Genomic DNA, 15,989 nt, shown 5'->3' with positions numbered 1-15,989 from the left:
TGAGACGAGTCGGCAGCTCTCGCATGCCGGGTGCTAGTTGCTGCGCCAGGCTCCCTGAACCTGGACCTGCACGAAGTTGTAGCTTCCGACATGCAGTTGCAGCCTGACCTCGGCGCCCGCGGGAAAACCGTTGGGCAGGTTCGCGTCGTCTCGATCGCGGAGACCCCGCACCTTGTCAGTGCAGACGAGAAGAAGGCTCTGACACAGTTCGACGTCGACGGAGTAGTCGTCACCGACGGTTCCGACGTTCACATGGCCGGCGAGATTCGACACCTCTTTGGTCTGGCTGTTCGTCCACCCGGCGATCTGGAAGCGGGGAAGAGTCTCGTTGAAGGCGATGTTCTTCGTTCCGGCATACGCGGTACCGGTCGCTCCGAAAATCAGCGCGGCCACGAGACCGCCGGTCGCCAGTGCTTTCGTCGATCTCTTCATGTCGGTGACTCCGTCTGTGAAGGGTCCATCTCCGTCGTGAACGCCATACACGTATTGAAGTCGAAGGCGGGTGATGCGGACAAGCGATCCCACTGTTCTGGCGCGAGATCGTGCGCGTGACGGAGGTTCTCCGCACCGAGCCGACCGGAAGGCCCGTCCCAGACCTTCGAAAGACGCAGGCGCTCGGCGCACCGGGATCCACCCCGCCGAGCGAGCCGCCCGTACACTCGCGAGCATGCCCTCCGCGAGCTCTCTCGAGCACCCGATCGGAGCCGTCTGAATGCCCGACATCGAGCTCGTCAGCGCCGACGGCTCCGTCCGCGCCTCGATCAACCCCGTCGCCGCGAGCATCCGGACCCTCGCGGTGCGCGGCCGCGCCCTCGTCGAGCCCTACGAGGGCGACCAGCCGCCCGGAGCCGCGGGCGCGGTGCTCGTCCCCTGGCCGAACCGGGTCCGCGACGGCCGCTGGCTCCTCGACGGCGCCGTCCAGCAGCTCGCGATCACCGACCCGGCGACTCGCTCGGCCAACCACGGCCTCCTCGCGACGACCCGCTACCGCGTCGGCGAGAGCACCGCCGACAGCCTCGTCCTGCACGCCCGCCTCGACTCCCCGCCCGGCTACCCCTTCACCCTCGTCACCAGCGTCCGCTACCGGCTGCGCCCCGCCGGGATCGACGCCCGCCACGTCCTCGTCAACGAGTCGAGCAGGAGCGCCCCGGTCGCGCTCGGCGTCCACCCCTACCTCCGCGCCGGCGAGGCGCCGGAGCCGACGATCCGCCTCCCCGCCCGCGAGCGCCTCGTCCTCGACGAGCGCCACCTGCCCACCGGCGAGCGCCGCCCGGTCGCGGGCACGCCCTTCGATCTCCGCGCCGGCGTCCCGGAGCGCGACGCACCCTGGCACGCGAGCTTCACCGCCCTCGACCGCGACCCGGACGGCACGGTCCGCGCCGACGTCAGCGCCCCGGGTCACGGCCGCACCGCGCTCTGGGCCGACGCGTCCTTCACCGCCCTGCAGCTCTACATCGACCGCGACCGGCGTCCGCCCGCGATCGCGATCGAGCCGATGACCGCCCCGCCCGACGCCCTGAACTCGGGCGAGGGCCTCCGCTGGCTGGAGCCGGGCGAGCGCGCCGAGTTCCGCTGGGGCATCGACTCGGACTGAGCAGGTTCGTTCAGGCCCGCGCGCGCAATACCCGGTGGAGCGGTCAGCGAGAAGAGGCGTCGCCCGCGAATCGTCCAGGGGACCCGGCCGATCGCCCATTCCTCCGCCCTCGCCGCGCTCTCTACCCTCGACCCATGGCAGTCATCGCAGAAGCCTCGCAGCTCATCGCGCCCCCGCCGGCGGCGGCCGACCTCCTCGCGCAGGGCGCGGCGGCCGTCTGGGAGACGACGATCACCCTCCCGACGTACACCCCTGAGGAGCCGGTGCAGCTGCCGATGTTCCTCGACCGCCGCGTCTACCAGGGCTCGAGCGGGCGGGTGTATCCGCTGCCGTTCATCGACCGGATCGCCTCCGAGGCCGTCGACCAGGAGTGGCGCGTCGTCGTCCTCGAGAACGAGTTCGTCCAGGTCGTCGTCCTGCCCGAGCTCGGCGGCCGGATCTACTCCGGCTACGACAAGACCACCGGCTACGACTTCTTCTACCGCAACACCGTCATCAAGCCGGCCCTGGTCGGCCTCGCGGGTCCGTGGATCAGCGGCGGCGTCGAGTTCAACTGGCCGCAGCACCACCGCCCCGGCACCTACCTGCCCACCGCCTGGAGCCTCGAGCGCGCCGAGGACGGCTCGGTCGTCGTCTGGTGCAGCGACCACGACCCGTTCAGCCGGATGAAGGGCCTGCACGGCGTCCGCCTGCGCCCCGGGTCCAGCCTCGTCGAGCTCGACGTGCGCCTGCACAACCGCACCAGCGAGCGGCACACCTTCCTCTGGTGGGCGAACGTCGCGGCGCGGGTGCACGACGACTACCAGTCCTTCTTCCCGCGCGACGTCCGCTACGTCGCCGACCACGCGCGCCGCGCGATCACCGCCTTCCCGGCCGCCGACCGCCCCTACTACGGCGTCGACTATCCGGCCCTCGCGACCGAGCGCGGCGACGGACCGACGCCGGACGGCCCGCCCGCCGACCGGATCGACTGGTACCGCAACATCCCGGTCCCCACTTCGTACATGGTCGTCCGCACCGACGACTCCTTCTTCGGCGGCTACGACCACCGCGCCGGAGCGGGCTTCGTGCACTGGGCCGACCGCCGCTTCGCCCCCGGCAAGAAGCAGTGGACCTGGGGCGACGCCCCGTTCGGGCACGCCTGGGACGCGCAGCTGACCGACGCCGACGGCCCCTACGTCGAGCTGATGGCGGGCGTCTACACCGACAACCAGCCCGACTTCTCCTGGCTGATGCCCGGCGAGACCAAGACCTTCTCGCAGTACTGGTACCCGATCAGCGGCATCGGAGTGGCGCACCAGGCGACCCGCGACGCGGCCGTGCACCTCGACGTGGAGGCCGGGAGCCTCCGCGTCGGCGTCGCGACGACCCGCCGGTTCCCCGCCGCGACCGTGACGCTGCACGTCGACGGCACCGTCCTGCACGAGTGGACCGTCGACCTCGAGCCCGGGCAGCCGCTGCTCGCCGACCTGCCGACCACCCGCACCGGCCCGGAGGGACTCGGCGTCACCGTCGTCGCCCAGGGCTCGACCGTCCTCGCCTACGAGGTGCCGACGGAGTTCGACGACACCGAGCCCGAGGTCGCGACGGAGCCGCTGCCGCCCGCCGAGACCGCGTCGGTCGACGAGCTGTACCTCGTCGGCGTCCACCTCGCGCAGTACCGGCACCCCACCCGCTCGCCGCTGCCCTACTGGGAGGAGGCGCTGCGCCGCGATCCCAGCGACGTGCGAGTGCACCTCGCCCTCGCCGACCACGCCTACCGCCGCGGCGAGTACGCCGACGCGCTCACCCACGCCGACGCCGCGGTCCGCCGCTTCACGGCCCGCAACGGCAACCCCGCCGACACCGAGGCCTTCTACCTGCGCGGGCTGATCCTGCGCCGCCTCGGCCGCACGACCGAGGCCGCCGCCGCCTTCGGCAAGGCCGCCTGGGACGGGAAGTGGGCGCACGCCGCCCTGTTCGAGAGCGCGAGGCTCTCCGCCGTCGCCGGCGACCACGCCGCGGCGCTGGAGGACCTCGCCACCTCGCTGCGCCTCGACACCGACGACCTCCGCGCCCGTGCCCTGCGCGCGGTCTGCCTGCGTGCGCTCGGCCGCGTCGACGAGGCCGAGCGGTCCCTCCACGAGACCCTGCGCCTGGATCCGCTCGACCAGCTCGCCCGCACGCTCACCGGCACCGACCCCGCCGACGCGCACGAGAGCATCGACGTCGCGCTCGACCTCGCCTCGTTCGGCGAGACCGGCGAGGCCCGCAGACTGCTCCGCGCCGTCGCCGGCGGGAACGCCGGCACCTCGGGAGCGGGCAACGCCGCGCCGATCGCCGCCTACCTCCTGGCCCGGCTCGGCGAGCCCGTCGACACCCGCGCGCTCGATCTCACCCGCGCCTTCCCCGCCGGCCTCGACGCGCACGACGCGCTGACCGCCGCGGTCGCGGCGGACCCCGCCGACAGCACCGCCCGGGCGCTGCTCGGCATGCTCCTCTACGACACCGGCCGCCGCGCCGAGGCCGCCGAGCACTGGCGCCGCGCGATCGCGGACGGCGGCGCCGACGCCGTGACCCACCGCAACGCGGGCCTCGCCGCCTACAACGACGAGGCGGACGACGACGCCGCCTGGGCGCACTACCTCCGCGCCCGCGAGCTCGCCCCGCGCGACGCCCGCCTGCTCTACGAGCTCGACCAGCTCGCCGACCGCCTGGGCCACTCCGCCGCCGACCGCCTGGAGCGCCTCGAGGACGAGCACGACCTCACGCTCTCCCGCGACGACCTGACCGTCGAGTACGCCGGACTGCTGATCGCCGCGGGCCGCGCGCAGGAGGCGCTGTCGCTCCTCGAGTCGCGCCGCTTCCAGCCGTGGGAGGGCGGCGAGGGCCGCACCCTCGCGGCCTGGGACGCGGCCCGCGCCGCGCTCGGCCTCGAGCCGGCGACGCCGCCGTCGACGCTCGGCGAGGCACGTCCCCGCTTCGACGCCCCGCAGGCGACGCTCGAGGACGGCTCCACCGACTACTTCGCCACGAGCCTGCCCGCGCTGCTGCTCTTCCACCGCGGCTGAGGGCGGGCGCCGCGCACACGAAGGAGGGCCGGCTGCGAACAGCCGGCCCTCTCCTCATGCCTTCCCCCTACTTGCTCGAACCCACCATCAGTCCCGAGACGAACTGCTTCTGGAACGCGAAGAACACGATCGCGGTCGGGATCGCCGCGACCACCGCCCCCGAGGCGACCACGTTCCACTGGCTCACGTAGCCGCCCTGGATGTTGAGCAGCGCCGCCGTGATCGGGAAGTTGGTCTCGGTCCTCAGCACGGTGACCGCCCAGATGAGGTCGTTCCAGATCCAGGTCGTCGCGAGAGCGCCGAGTGCCGCGAGCGACGGCCGGCACAGCGGCAGCAGGATCCGCCAGTAGGTGCGCAGCACCCCCGCACCGTCGACCTGCGCCGCCTCGAAGATCTCGGCCGGGATCGACCGCATGAAGCCGTGCAGCACGAAGGTGTAGAAGCCGAGCCCGAAGCCGACCTGCACCACGATCAGCGCGAAGAGCGTGTCGTAGATGCCCAGGCTCTCGGTGATACGCGAGACCGGGATCAGCAGGATCTGCGGGGGCAGCAGGTTGCCGGCCAGCATCAGCAGCAGGATCCCCCGGCGGAACGGGATGTGGAACCGGCTGAGCGCGAACGCCGCCCAGGAGGCGAGCAGCAGCGAGAGGAACACGGTGAAGACTGTGACGATCAGGCTGTTCACCAGCGCCTCGCCGACCAGCCCGGCCGTGAACACCGTGACGAAGCCGTCGAAGCTGAAGCTCGCCGGCAGGGCGCCGAGCCCGTTGCCGGTGATGTCGTCGAAGCTGCGGACGGCCACGAAGAGCACGAACAGCATCGGCAGCACCCAGAGCAGCGCGACCGGCGCCATGATCGCGTGGAAGATCCACGAGCCCTTCACCCTGCGGCGCGGGAGGGTCGGTGCGGCGAGACCGGGCGCGACCGGAGCGATGACGGCCATCTCAGTCCTCCTCCTTCGTGGCGCGCACGAGATAGCTGATGATGAAGACGATCGCGAGCAGGAAGATGACGACCGCGATCGCCGAGCCGTAGCCAAGGTTCAGCACGGTGAAGCTCTCCTGGAACATGTAGGTCGAGAGCAGCTGCGTCGAGTTGTACGGACCGCCGCGGGTCATCGCCCAGACGATGTCGAAGGTGCGCAGCGAGTCGATCACGGTGACCGCGAAGACCACGCCGTTCACGCCCTTCAGCTGCGGCATCACGATCCGCCAGAAGCGCTGCGTCCGCGAGGCGCCGTCGACCTGGGCGGCCTCCTCGAGACTCGGGTCCACGCCCTTCAGCCCGGCCAGGTAGAGCACCATGATGTAGCCGCACTGCCGCCAGACCGCGGCGACCAGCACTGCGTAGAGCGCGAGCGTCGGGTCCGCGAGCCACTGCCGCTCGAGGTCGCCCAGGCCGATCCCGCCGAGGAAGCTGTTGACGACACCGTCCGGCTGGTAGATCACCCGCCAGAACAGGCCGGTCACCGCGAGCGAGAACACCATCGGCAGGTAGATCGCACTGCGGTAGATGCCGACGCCCCGCCGCGGCTTGTTCAGCGCGACGGCGAGCGCCAGCCCGATCGCCACGGAGAGCCCGCCGAAGCCGACCACCCAGATGACGTTGTTGACCAACGCGGTCGCGAAGATCGGGTCGGAGCCGAGGTCGGTGAAGTTCTCCAGGCCGATGAACTCCGGCTCGCCGATCCCGTTCCACCGGGTGAGCGAGAGGTAGAAGGAGTTGATCGCCGGCCAGAAGACCCAGGCCAGCTCGACCGCGAGCGGGATGAGCAGGAAGAGCCAGACCACCGCGGGCACCCGGGTGATCCGGCGCCCCTTCCCCGAGCGGACCAGCGGGCGGGCCGGCGGCTCCGGCTGCGTCTCCGGCGAAGGGGCGGGCGGCCGCTCCACGGCGGCCGCCCTGGTCGTCCCGGTCACGGGTTGAAGACCTTGTCGGCCGCCGTCTGCCACTCCTTCAGGATGCTGTCGACCTCGCCGGGCTGGGCGATGAACTTGGTGAGCGCCGCGTCAGCCGTGGTCTGCAGGTCGTCGGAGGAGTCGCGGTTGAAGAACTGGGTGATCTGCTCGGTGCCGGCCAGCAGCGCGACGCCCTTCTGCACCAGCGGCGAGAACACCGAGGTGTCGACGTCGGGCGAGGTCGGCAGGTTCGACGACTGCGAGGCCGCGATGTAGGCGGACTGGCTCTCGGCCCCGGCGAGGTAGGAGAGGAACGCCTTGGTGGCGTCCGCGTCCTTGGTCTTCGCGCTGGCGAAGTAGCCGTCGGTCGGCGCCTCCTCCGCGGTCGGGATGCTCGCGTCGATCACCGGGACGGAGAAGAAGTCGAGGTCGTCGCCCTCGCCCTCCGGCATGTTCTGGCTGATGAACGCCCCGACGAGGTACATCGCGTTCTTCTTCTGCACCAGCGGCGTGACCGCGTCCTGCCAGGCGTACGAGGGGGCGTTCGGATCCATGAACGGCACGATGTCGGCGTAGTACTTCATGACGTTCTTCACCTCGGTGGAGTCGAACGACGACTTCCCGGCCAGGAGCTCCTTGTGGTAATCCGCGCCGTTCACGCGGAGGTTGAGGATGTCGAACCAGCCGGACGCCATCCACGGCGTCGAGCCGATGCCGTTGGAGAGCGGCACGATCCCCTGGCCCTGCAGCGTCTCGCAGAGGGCCATGAACTCGTCCCAGGTGGTGGGCACCTCCACGCCCCACTCCTCGAAGGCCGACTTGCGGTAGAAGACGCCCCACCAGTAGTAGTTCGTCGGCAGGAAGATCTGCTTCCCGCTCGCGTCGGTCGAGAGGTCCTTGAGCGCGGCGGAGTAGCCGGCCGCGGCGCCGTCGCCGGTCCAGAGGTCGGAGAGGTCGAGCAGCAGGTCCTGCGCGGCGTAGTCGCGGGCGACGGAGCCGGCGTACCAGGTGAGCACGTCCGGCGGGTTGCCCGAGGTCAGGTAGGTGGAGAGCTGCGCGCGGAACTGCTCGATCGCCACGGTGTTGAGGGTGACGGAGCCGCTCGAGTAGCTCTTCACGAGCGCCTCCAGCGCCGCCTTCGGGGCCGGGTCGGAGAGGGAGGACTGCAGGACGATCCCGCCGCCGCCCGCACCGCCGCCGCCCCCGCCGCCGCCCATGCAGCCGGTGAGGAGCGCGGTGCTGCCGAGCGCGGTCGCGCCGTAGAGGAAGCCTCGTCGGGTGAGGTTCGGGAATCGCTGTTCGTTGGTCATGGTGTCCTCCTTGACTCCGTGATGCCGGGGGCCGTGCTGTGCTGTGGTGCCGGTCCTTCTGTCGTGCCGTTGTGCTGGCCGTGCGGTCGTGCTGGTCGTGCCGTCGCCGGTCCGCCTACGCGGGCGCGGCGAAGATCTCGTTGCACTCGCGCTGCAGGGCGACGTCGTCCCACATCGGGTGCTGGGGAGCGCCGTTCGAGCAGACGATCGATCCCCGGGCGCCGACCCGCCGCGACTCGCGCATCGCGAGCCGGCAGTACTCGGCGCCGATCGGCCCCTCCTCGAAGCGGCCCTCGAGCGGTGTGTAACCGACCCAGCCCTCGCCGAAGACGAGCGGCACCCCGCGCAGGGCGGCGTGGTCGGCGGCGACGGCGATCCAGATCTTCAGCGTCGAGCGCATCTCGAGGTGGTGCGCCCCGTAGCGCTCGTACAGCCAGCGGTCGATCCGCTCGGCGTCGCCCCAGTCGTGCGCGTAGATCTCGCCCTTGCCGACGATCGTCGCGGTCAGCTTCCACTGGTCCTCGGCCGGGAGCGTCCACTCGGCGATGGGCGGGGCGCCCTCGAGCAGGAAGGCCTCGGCGGCGAGATCCTGCTCGAACTCCTCGATCGGGCTGCGCAGCGCGAAGGCGGCGATGAACTCGTTCAGCACGCCGTAGATGTAGGGGTGCAGGACGAGCACGTCCGAGTTCCACGGGATCCCGCGCATCCCGCCGACGGGCACGTGCGCGTAGTTGACCGAGCACGGGACGCCGTCGGTCAGCTCGTGGAACCGGTCGATGCCGCGGGTGAGGCGCGGGGTGAGGGCGAGCGTCGCCGCGTCGAGGTCGGCGCGGTCGTAGTCGAGCCCCTCGGTGAGGTGCCCCGCCTGCACCTCGTTGTGCAGCTCGACGAAGGCGATCCGGTCGTCGAGGTCGTGCTCCGCGAGGAAGCCGACGAGCGCCGCCTGCGCCTCGGCGAGCCGCTCGGCGCGGTCCTCCGGCGGCACCGCCATCAGCGCGTCGAACCAGTCGCGCTCGAGCGCGAAGGAGGAGGACTGCTGGTACTCCCAGGACGAGACGATGACGAATACCCCGTGCCGCTCCGCAGCCGCGAACAGCGCGAGGAGGTGGGCGCGGGCGTCGATCACGGTCGGCTCAGCGACGTCGTACCAGCGCACCCGCTGCGCGTAGGAGCCGCCGAGCGGTCCGAGCCGGAGCTCCCGGGTGTCGAGACCGGACCCGAACAGGAGGAACGGCATCGCGCAGATCCGGATCGTGTTGTACCCCCGTTCGACCGCGCCCGCGAAGGCCGCGTCGAGGTCCTCGAAGGGCTCGCCCGGTCCGGTGCGGACGTACCAGGAGAAGTCCCAGAGGGTGATGGTGAGGCGCTCGGGGAGGTGGTCCGCGAGCGGCACCGGCTGGTAGGGGGACGAGGGGTACTCCGCTGTGAGCATGCCGAAAGCCTAGGCACGCGCGGAGCGCCGACCAATGAAACGTTGCACGCCAAAAGCTGGACGATCCTCTGCCCTGACCTACACTCGTCGGCATGCTGATCCCCGACGGCTTCCTCGGCCAGCGCCTGCATGTCCTCCCGAAACCGCGGGTGGCCGAGGCGCTCGCGGCCCCGATCACCGAGCGCCTGCTGGTGACCGATGCTGGACACTTCCCGCATGCCGCCGCTCACGGCCGCAGCCGCCCCGAGGGCACGCGAGAGGCCGTCGTGATCCTCTGCACCGCCGGCCGGGGCTGGGTCTCGATCGCCGACTCGACCGCTCGGGTCGACCCCGGCGAGGTCGCCGTCATCGCCGCGGGCACCCCGCACCGGTACTGGGCCGACTTCGCCGACCCGTGGACGATCTGGTGGCTGCACGTCGCCGGCGCCGATGCCGCAGCCCTCATCTCGGCCGTCGTCCACGAGCGGACGTCCCCCGTCGTCACCGCGCGCGACGCCTTCTCGGCGAAGACCCTCATCGAGCACGCCGTCGCCGCCCTCGAGCGCGACGAGACCGACTCGAGCCTCTACGCCGCGAGCGGCGCCGCCTGGAACCTCCTCGCCCAGCTCGCCTCCGACCGCACCCGCGGCACCCTCGAGTCGGGCGACCGGATCCGCATGGCCCAGGACCACCTCCGCGAGCACCTCGACTCCCCCACCAGCATCACCGAGCTCGCCACCCTCGCCGGCATGAGCACCTCGCACTTCTCCGCCCTCTTCAAGAAGGCCGCCGGCATGAGCGCCGTCGAGTACGTCAAGCGCCTGCGCAGCGCCCGCGCCCGCGAGCTCCTGATCACCACCGACGCCTCGATCGCCGACATCGCCCGCGCCGTCGGCTACTCCGACGCCTTCTACTTCTCCCGCCAGTTCCGCGCCATCAACGGCACCAGCCCCTCGGAGTACCGCGCCGAGTTCCACGGCGAGGCCCTGCGCTGAGAGCACCCTCCCTCGCTACTCCGCTCGCGGTTGCAAGGAGATGGCACAAGCCGGTCGCGGATGATCTCTTCTTACCCGTCTCTCCTCGCGAGGACTTGTCCGCGACAACCCGCGCCGCTGCTCACGTCGTCGTCGGAGGCGTACGGATCACCGTAGAGCGCTTCGAATTCCGGCGATCCGTACTTCTCGTCGGACGAGGGCAGACCTTCTCCGTTCTGAGAGATTGGCCGATCCCACCAGAGCACGAATTCGTAATCGAACCCCTTGTCGCGCATGCACCCCGCTGTCGCGGCCTGAACTTCGACCGACTCCCGAGCAGCCGTCAGTTCGACGGAGTCGAACGAAGTGGGGTACTCGATCAGCGAGATGTCACTGGAGGCGTCGTAGTGAGGAATGCCGTCCTCCGCGCCTGCGCTGCTCACTGCTGCCGGAGGATGCACGACGTTCGGAGCAGGAGCCGATTCGTCCTCAGCAACAGCCTTGAGTTTGCGATCCACGCTCTCGCTGGACCGCGCGCCGGTCGCCTGCTGGTCGGCAAAGGCGACCTGAACACCGGCGACGGCACACGCCACGAGAACGCCTGCTATGCCGAAGACAGCAATGATTCGTTTCGCGATTGACATCGAAGCTCCCGGAAATCGGTCAGTGACTCTTCGGCCACTGTGATCGTGCCCGCACGCCTCCAGTAGCTCAACGCTGCGTCGAGCGCGAACGGCACTGTGAGCGGACTCTGCGTGGTGCGGGCACTGTACATCCGATGCTGCCCCGGTCATCGCAGAAGTGGCGCCGATCAATGTCCTGGCAGCCGATGTGCATTTGGATCGACGATCAACGCCACCTCCTCCGCGACCCGGAAGCAAGGAGCGGCCGCGCAGGGAGACCCCGAAAACTCGTCGACGGACGACAGATTCAACGAAAAGCGCCAATACCGCTACGAACTGCCACAATGATGCATTTCGGCCTCGAATTGTCCCCGCGACACCACCGCGTGGCACTGTGCTTCTTGCAGTTCCCCTCAGGCGCTCTCCCGTTCCCTCCCGTACCCATGGTCGCGCGCCGGACCCTCGCCGAACCGCGTCATCTCGGCCGGCCGATCGATCAGCTCAGAGGTGTTGACCAATCACGAGCGACATTCCACGCCCGGCAGGAACTGAGGGATCAGGTCGACGGGTCTCCACCTCCGTCGCTATTGGCGTCGCCACTCTTCTCGCCCTGTCAGCCTGTACCTCGTCGGAGGTCGAAGATTTCGTTTATCGCGACGCCGCCCATCGTGTGCACTGGCTGGGCGAGTACATGGGCAAGGTCTTCGCCGAACAGAGCACGCCGTCGGGCGTCGAGAAGCAAGTGGAGAGCGAAGCTCGATCCCCATACGGTGGAGCGGATCTGTGGGTGAAGGGTGAGTCGACCATCTCATCCGGCGGCAACTGGATCACCGGCCTCGACTATTTTGGAGCCAGCGCCGATATCACCGCAGATGCGCTGATCACCATCCGCGGCCAGCTGTCGAGCGGACCGTTCTCAACGAGACCCGCCAGTGTCCTCCTCTGCGTCCGCTACCTCGGGGAGCTGGGATCGAAGAAGGTGGAGGTCGTCGACGGATACTGCCCGGACGGCGTCGAGGAGCAGCTCAGCTCCTTCCACCGGGTGACCGTCGACCAGATTGCCGGTTACAAGGTCGACGAGTGACCGGGCTGCCGACGAATCGGCCTCACCCGACGTGGGCAGCGCCGGGTGCACCAGCGCGTCAGCGGGAGCACTCAGCTGACGGCCCGCGGTACTCGGCCGATTCGAGGACTTCCACTTCGCCGAACCTCGCGACGACGCGATACCCGTCCGCCAGCGCGTCGTCGCGCAGCGTGGTCGTCCGCAGGTCCAGTCCGCGCACCGACCCCGCATTCTCCTGCGTCAGGTCCAGGAGGACGAAGTCCGGAGCCCGCCGGAGAACACGGGGCAGCGACACCCGGTTGCTGCGCGTCAGCAGCGGCACGAGCCGGTCGTCGGCCGCGACGCACGTGCTCGCCGGCACCCTGTCGACCCCAGCGACCTGATCTCTCCGATGTGCCGTCCGCGACCACGCCTCCCCGGTGACCATCCGCGCCAGTGGGTAGGCCTCGTCGTCGTGGCGCACGATCGTCCCGATCACCGGCGCGGCGCAGACGACAGCGCCGACGAGCAGAGCCACTAGAGCTCTCCCCGTCGAGGACGGAAGCCGCCGCAGGAGTCGTCCTCCCCCGTCGATCGCGCCCAGGACCAGCACGACCCAGACGGGCGCGTCGTAGTGGAACCCGCTCGTCCAGACCGCGGGCCGGTCGGACAGGAACCGCTCGGCGAGGAGCGGCAGCGCGAGCAGCGACACCGGCGAGAGCAGCGGAAGCAGAAGGAGGGGTGAGAGCAGCCCCAGAAGCGTCATCGTCTTCACGATCGGCGTGAAGAAGAGCCCGATCGCGATCCACGGCCGCTCGAGCATCGTCCGGACCACTTCGCCCCCGTCGGCTCCGAGCGCTCCGTAGTCCCAGTAGGCGTACCCGCGTCCGCCGACCGAGGGGATCACCACCCCGACGACGACCGCGAACGCCGCGGCCCCCGAACACGCCAGCAGCACCCCGACGATCCTCGGTCTCCTGGCCGCTCGCAGCAGTCCGAGGATCAGCACCACCGCCCCCATGTCCTCCCGGATCAGGAGGAGGACCACCGACGCGGAGACGAGCTGTCGATCACTCCTGCTGTCGACTGCATCGATCGCCCAGGCGAGGACCGGCACCGCGAACGCGACCTCGTGGAAGTCGAAGTCGGCCAGCGACTGCAGCGGCCGGCCGAGGAGATACCCGACGGCCAGCAGGCAGCTCGCCTGCACTCCCCCGCGCCGGCGCGCGACGCGCCAGACGAAGACGGAGGAGCCGGCGACCAGCGCGGCCTGCGCCACGAGCAGCACCCGCGCATCGTCCCAGATCCAGTACAGCGGAGCGAGAACGACGAGGATCGGATGGAAGTGGTCTCCGAGAAGGTTGAAGTCGTCGCCCTTCAGCGGCGCGAGCGGCGGACGGAACTGCGAGTACGCCCGCACCGCCTGGTCGAAGATGCCGAGGTCGTAGCCCGCCGTGAGCAGCTGGTCGGCCCGGGAGATCGAGTAGACCGAATACACCGCGAACGCCAGGAGCGCGAGCGGGACGATCGGTGAGCGCAGGCACGCGAGACGCCCACCGCACACCGGCCGACTCCCGCCGCGTCCCTTCCAGCGCATCCGCACCTCCGCCGACGTCGGACGGCGCACCGGTGGCCGAGGAACCCGACGTCTCTGCGGACGACAGTAGGCGAGCTTCCCTCAGCAAGTCTGGACTGGCGCCCGATGCCGCCTCACCGCGCTGGATCGAGCGTGAATGACGGAGCGCCGCGGACGCAGCCGCCGTGCCGCTGGACGGGGTCCGGCGGACGACCGGACGCGACTCGCGGAGAGAAGAGCAGTGGTGCCCCTGGAGGGACTCGAACCCCCAACCTGCTCCTTAGGACGGAGTCGCTCTTCCATTGAGCTACAGAGGCCGGTGCCGTCCAGTGTACCGATCGCCCGGACCCGTCGCTCTTGACACGGCACGAGGCGCATGGTTGGTTAGTTACTGCACCAACTAACCAATACACCACGAAGCACCCAGACCGAGGGAAGGAGCCCCATGGACGACTCCCGCCCGATCTTCCTGCAGATCGCCGAGCAGATCGAGAACGACATCATCGCGGGCGCGCTGCCCGAGGAGGACCAGGTCCCGTCGACGAACGAGTTCGCCGCGTTCCACCGCATCAACCCGGCCACGGCCGGCAAGGGCGTGAACCTGCTCGTCGACGAGGGCGTCCTGTACAAGAAGAGGGGGATCGGCATGTTCGTCGCCGAGGGAGCGCGCGACCGCCTGGTCGAGAAGCGCCGCACGCAGTTCCGCGACCAGTTCGTCGCACCGCTCCTCGCGGAGGCCGCCAAGCTCGGCCTCACCCGCGAGCAGCTCACCGCCATGATCACCGACATCGAAGGGGGATCGCGATGAGCGCGGTCATCGAGGTCGCCGGCCTCAGCAAGCACTACGGCAGCATGCATGCCGTCTCCGACGTCAGCTTCACCCTCGAGGAGAACCGGATCCACGGCCTCCTCGGCCGCAACGGCGCCGGCAAGACCACCCTGATGTCGCTGCTCACCGGCCAGGAGTTCGCGAGCACCGGCAGCATTCGCGTCTTCGGCGAGGCACCCGTCGAGAACGCCGCCGTCCTCTCCCGCACCTGCTTCATCAAGGAGAGCCAGAAGTACCCGGAGGACTTCAAGGTCAAGCACGTCCTCCGCAGCGCCCGCTGGTTCTTCGAGGGCTGGGACGAGGAGTTCGCCCATCAGCTCGTCGTCGACTTCCGCCTCCCGCTCGAGCGCCGCGTCAAGAAGCTCAGCCGCGGCCAGCTCTCCGCGATCGGCGTCATCGTCGGCCTCGCCTCCCGCGCCCCGCTGACCTTCTTCGACGAGCCGTACCTCGGCCTCGACGCTGTCGCCCGGCAGCTCTTCTACGACCGCCTGCTCGCCGACTTCGCCGAGCACCCGCGCACCGTGCTCCTCTCCACCCACCTGATCGACGAGGTCAGCAGCCTCCTCGAGCACGTCCTCGTCATCGACGACGGCCGCCTGCTCGTCGACAGCGACACGGAGGAGCTGCGCGGTGCCGCCGCGACCGTCACCGGCAGCCGTGCCGCGGTCGACTCCTTCACCGAGGGCCGCGAGGTCCTCTCCCGCAGCGGAGTCGGCGGCCTCGCCACCGCGACGCTCCCCCACCTCGGCACCGCCGACCGCGACGAGGCCCGCCACCGCGGCCTGGAGCTCGAGCCCGTCTCGCTCCAGCAGCTCGTCGTCCAGCTGACCACCGGAAAGGCCGCCTCATGACCGCCCTCGCCCCGCAGCGCTCCGTCGCGCGCCACCGCCTGCTCAGCATCGTCCGGCTGCACCTCGCCAACCCGGCGACGCTGCTCGTCACCCCGCTCGCGATCCTCGGCGCGATCTTCATCGGCAGCCTGATCATCTGGCTGCTCGTGCTGCGGATGGTCGGCGTCCCGGCGGCCGGCGGCGACTCCGGCGTGCAGATCACCGGTGGCACGACCTTCATCTTCATCTACATGCTGGTCGTCGCCGTCCAGGCCACCAACGTCACCTTCGCCCTCGCGCTGGGCTACGGCTCGACCCGCCGGGACTACTCCCTCGGCACGGCGCTGACCTTCGTCGGCCTGTCCGCCGCCTGGACCGTCCTCTACTCCACGATGTCCGCGCTCGAGCAGGCGACGAACGGCTGGGGGCTCGGCGGCTACATGTTCCGCGCCGCCGCCTACAGCGACGTCTCCTGGCTCACCCAGACCTTCGCGACCTTCAGCCTCTTCCTCTTCTTCTTCTTCGCCGGCTCGGCGGTCGCCGCGGTCTTCGTCCGCTGGCGGGCCACGGGGATGACCGTCTTCTTCCTCGCCCTCGGCGCGCTGATCGTCGGCCTGGTCGCCCTGTTCACCCTCACCGACAGCTGGGACTCCGTCTGGCTCGCCTTCGAGGCGATCGGCTTCACGGGCGCCTTCGCCCTGCTGCTCGTCCCGACGGTCCTGTCCGCGGTCCTCGGCGCCCTGATCCTCCGCCGAGCCACCCCGCGCGGTTGATCCGGCTGCAGAACATCAGCTGAGAGAGGGGGGCATCCGCTGAGGAGCGATGCCCTCCCTTCTCAGCTGATGTTCTGCG

14 protein-coding genes and 1 tRNA gene are annotated in these 15,989 nt (G+C 70.1%); 7 read left to right on the top strand and 8 right to left on the bottom strand.

Annotated features, from left to right (window positions below; genetic code table 11):
• Positions 1-33: 33 nt before the first annotated feature.
• Entirely contained in the window at positions 34-432 is a 399-nt protein-coding gene (locus EDF22_RS03450) for a hypothetical protein (RefSeq protein ID WP_123733824.1), read from the bottom strand.
• Between the two features lie 280 nt (positions 433-712).
• Between EDF22_RS03450 and EDF22_RS03445 the strand changes: the two genes are divergently transcribed.
• On the top strand, positions 713-1,594 hold the full coding sequence (locus EDF22_RS03445; protein ID WP_123702402.1) for a galactose mutarotase: 882 nt from the start codon (positions 713-715) through the stop codon (positions 1,592-1,594).
• Positions 1,595-1,728: 134 nt separating this feature from the next.
• Positions 1,729-4,644: a DUF5107 domain-containing protein gene (locus tag EDF22_RS03440; RefSeq protein ID WP_123702400.1), complete on the top strand. Its 2,916-nt coding sequence runs from the start codon at positions 1,729-1,731 to the stop codon at positions 4,642-4,644.
• Positions 4,645-4,711: 67 nt separating this feature from the next.
• Here the strand turns inward: EDF22_RS03440 and EDF22_RS03435 are convergent, their stop codons facing one another.
• The 4 genes from EDF22_RS03435 to EDF22_RS03420 form a co-directional block, all read right to left on the bottom strand.
• Positions 4,712-5,587: a carbohydrate ABC transporter permease gene (locus tag EDF22_RS03435; protein ID WP_185019943.1), complete on the bottom strand. Its 876-nt coding sequence runs from the start codon at positions 5,585-5,587 to the stop codon at positions 4,712-4,714.
• 1 nt (position 5,588) lies between these two features.
• Positions 5,589-6,563 (bottom strand): carbohydrate ABC transporter permease, encoded by a 975-nt coding sequence (locus tag EDF22_RS03430; protein WP_260303149.1) that lies wholly within the window; start codon positions 6,561-6,563, stop codon positions 5,589-5,591.
• A complete protein-coding gene (locus EDF22_RS03425) occupies positions 6,560-7,852 on the bottom strand; it encodes an ABC transporter substrate-binding protein (protein ID WP_123445191.1) in 1,293 nt (430 codons plus the stop codon). The genes EDF22_RS03430 and EDF22_RS03425 overlap by 4 nt, the downstream gene beginning before the upstream one ends.
• A gap of 115 nt (positions 7,853-7,967) precedes the next feature.
• Positions 7,968-9,284 (bottom strand): cellulase-like family protein, encoded by a 1,317-nt coding sequence (locus EDF22_RS03420; protein WP_123702398.1) that lies wholly within the window; start codon positions 9,282-9,284, stop codon positions 7,968-7,970.
• 92 nt (positions 9,285-9,376) lie between these two features.
• Between EDF22_RS03420 and EDF22_RS03415 the strand changes: the two genes are divergently transcribed.
• On the top strand, positions 9,377-10,258 hold the full coding sequence (locus EDF22_RS03415; RefSeq protein WP_243839807.1) for an AraC family transcriptional regulator: 882 nt from the start codon (positions 9,377-9,379) through the stop codon (positions 10,256-10,258).
• Positions 10,259-10,329: 71 nt separating this feature from the next.
• On the opposite strand, the gene EDF22_RS20395 is transcribed toward EDF22_RS03415, so the two are convergent.
• On the bottom strand, positions 10,330-10,881 hold the full coding sequence (locus EDF22_RS20395; RefSeq protein WP_148059104.1) for a hypothetical protein: 552 nt from the start codon (positions 10,879-10,881) through the stop codon (positions 10,330-10,332).
• 670 nt (positions 10,882-11,551) lie between these two features.
• Here EDF22_RS20395 and EDF22_RS03405 point away from each other — a divergent pair.
• Positions 11,552-11,944, top strand: a complete 393-nt coding sequence (locus EDF22_RS03405) for a hypothetical protein (protein ID WP_148059103.1) — start codon at positions 11,552-11,554, stop codon at positions 11,942-11,944.
• A gap of 58 nt (positions 11,945-12,002) precedes the next feature.
• On the opposite strand, the gene EDF22_RS03400 is transcribed toward EDF22_RS03405, so the two are convergent.
• Together EDF22_RS03400 and EDF22_RS03395 are read right to left on the bottom strand one after the other, a co-directional pair.
• Entirely contained in the window at positions 12,003-13,400 is a 1,398-nt protein-coding gene (locus EDF22_RS03400) for a DUF2079 domain-containing protein (RefSeq protein WP_185038708.1), read from the bottom strand.
• A 320-nt stretch (positions 13,401-13,720) separates the two neighbouring features.
• Positions 13,721-13,795 (bottom strand) — tRNA-Arg (locus EDF22_RS03395).
• Between the two features lie 128 nt (positions 13,796-13,923).
• Between EDF22_RS03395 and EDF22_RS03390 the strand changes: the two genes are divergently transcribed.
• Genes EDF22_RS03390 through EDF22_RS03380 form a run of 3 tightly spaced genes read left to right on the top strand, consistent with a single transcriptional unit; the run spans position 13,924 to position 15,910 of the window.
• On the top strand, positions 13,924-14,286 hold the full coding sequence (locus EDF22_RS03390) for a GntR family transcriptional regulator (protein ID WP_123445182.1): 363 nt from the start codon (positions 13,924-13,926) through the stop codon (positions 14,284-14,286).
• Complete coding sequence (locus EDF22_RS03385; protein ID WP_123702390.1) at positions 14,283-15,158, top strand: ABC transporter ATP-binding protein; 876 nt, start codon at positions 14,283-14,285, stop codon at positions 15,156-15,158. The genes EDF22_RS03390 and EDF22_RS03385 overlap by 4 nt, the downstream gene beginning before the upstream one ends.
• On the top strand, positions 15,155-15,910 hold the full coding sequence (locus tag EDF22_RS03380) for an ABC transporter permease (protein WP_123702388.1): 756 nt from the start codon (positions 15,155-15,157) through the stop codon (positions 15,908-15,910). The genes EDF22_RS03385 and EDF22_RS03380 overlap by 4 nt, the downstream gene beginning before the upstream one ends.
• Positions 15,911-15,989 lie beyond the last annotated feature (79 nt).

This window comes from Rathayibacter sp. PhB127 (assembly GCF_003751665.1).
Taxonomy (GTDB): domain Bacteria; phylum Actinomycetota; class Actinomycetes; order Actinomycetales; family Microbacteriaceae; genus Rathayibacter; species Rathayibacter festucae.
This window is presented reverse-complemented; position numbering and strand designations above follow the sequence as displayed.

Bases quoted from the DNA above. Each gene is read 5' to 3' on its own strand.
- EDF22_RS03380 (WP_123702388.1), top strand. From the start codon at position 15,155: ATGACCGCCCTCGCCCCGCAGCGCTCCGTCGCGCGCCACCGCCTGCTC.
- EDF22_RS03425 (WP_123445191.1), bottom strand. From the start codon at position 7,852: ATGACCAACGAACAGCGATTCCCGAACCTCACCCGACGAGGCTTCCTC.
- EDF22_RS03390 (WP_123445182.1), top strand. From the start codon at position 13,924: ATGGACGACTCCCGCCCGATCTTCCTGCAGATCGCCGAGCAGATCGAG.
- EDF22_RS03415 (WP_243839807.1), top strand. From the start codon at position 9,377: ATGCTGATCCCCGACGGCTTCCTCGGCCAGCGCCTGCATGTCCTCCCG.
- EDF22_RS20395 (WP_148059104.1), bottom strand. From the start codon at position 10,881: ATGTCAATCGCGAAACGAATCATTGCTGTCTTCGGCATAGCAGGCGTT.
- EDF22_RS03385 (WP_123702390.1), top strand. From the start codon at position 14,283: ATGAGCGCGGTCATCGAGGTCGCCGGCCTCAGCAAGCACTACGGCAGC.
- EDF22_RS03440 (WP_123702400.1), top strand. From the start codon at position 1,729: ATGGCAGTCATCGCAGAAGCCTCGCAGCTCATCGCGCCCCCGCCGGCG.
- EDF22_RS03445 (WP_123702402.1), top strand. From the start codon at position 713: ATGCCCGACATCGAGCTCGTCAGCGCCGACGGCTCCGTCCGCGCCTCG.
- EDF22_RS03405 (WP_148059103.1), top strand. From the start codon at position 11,552: ATGGGCAAGGTCTTCGCCGAACAGAGCACGCCGTCGGGCGTCGAGAAG.
- EDF22_RS03450 (WP_123733824.1), bottom strand. From the start codon at position 432: ATGAAGAGATCGACGAAAGCACTGGCGACCGGCGGTCTCGTGGCCGCG.
- EDF22_RS03435 (WP_185019943.1), bottom strand. From the start codon at position 5,587: ATGGCCGTCATCGCTCCGGTCGCGCCCGGTCTCGCCGCACCGACCCTC.
- EDF22_RS03420 (WP_123702398.1), bottom strand. From the start codon at position 9,284: ATGCTCACAGCGGAGTACCCCTCGTCCCCCTACCAGCCGGTGCCGCTC.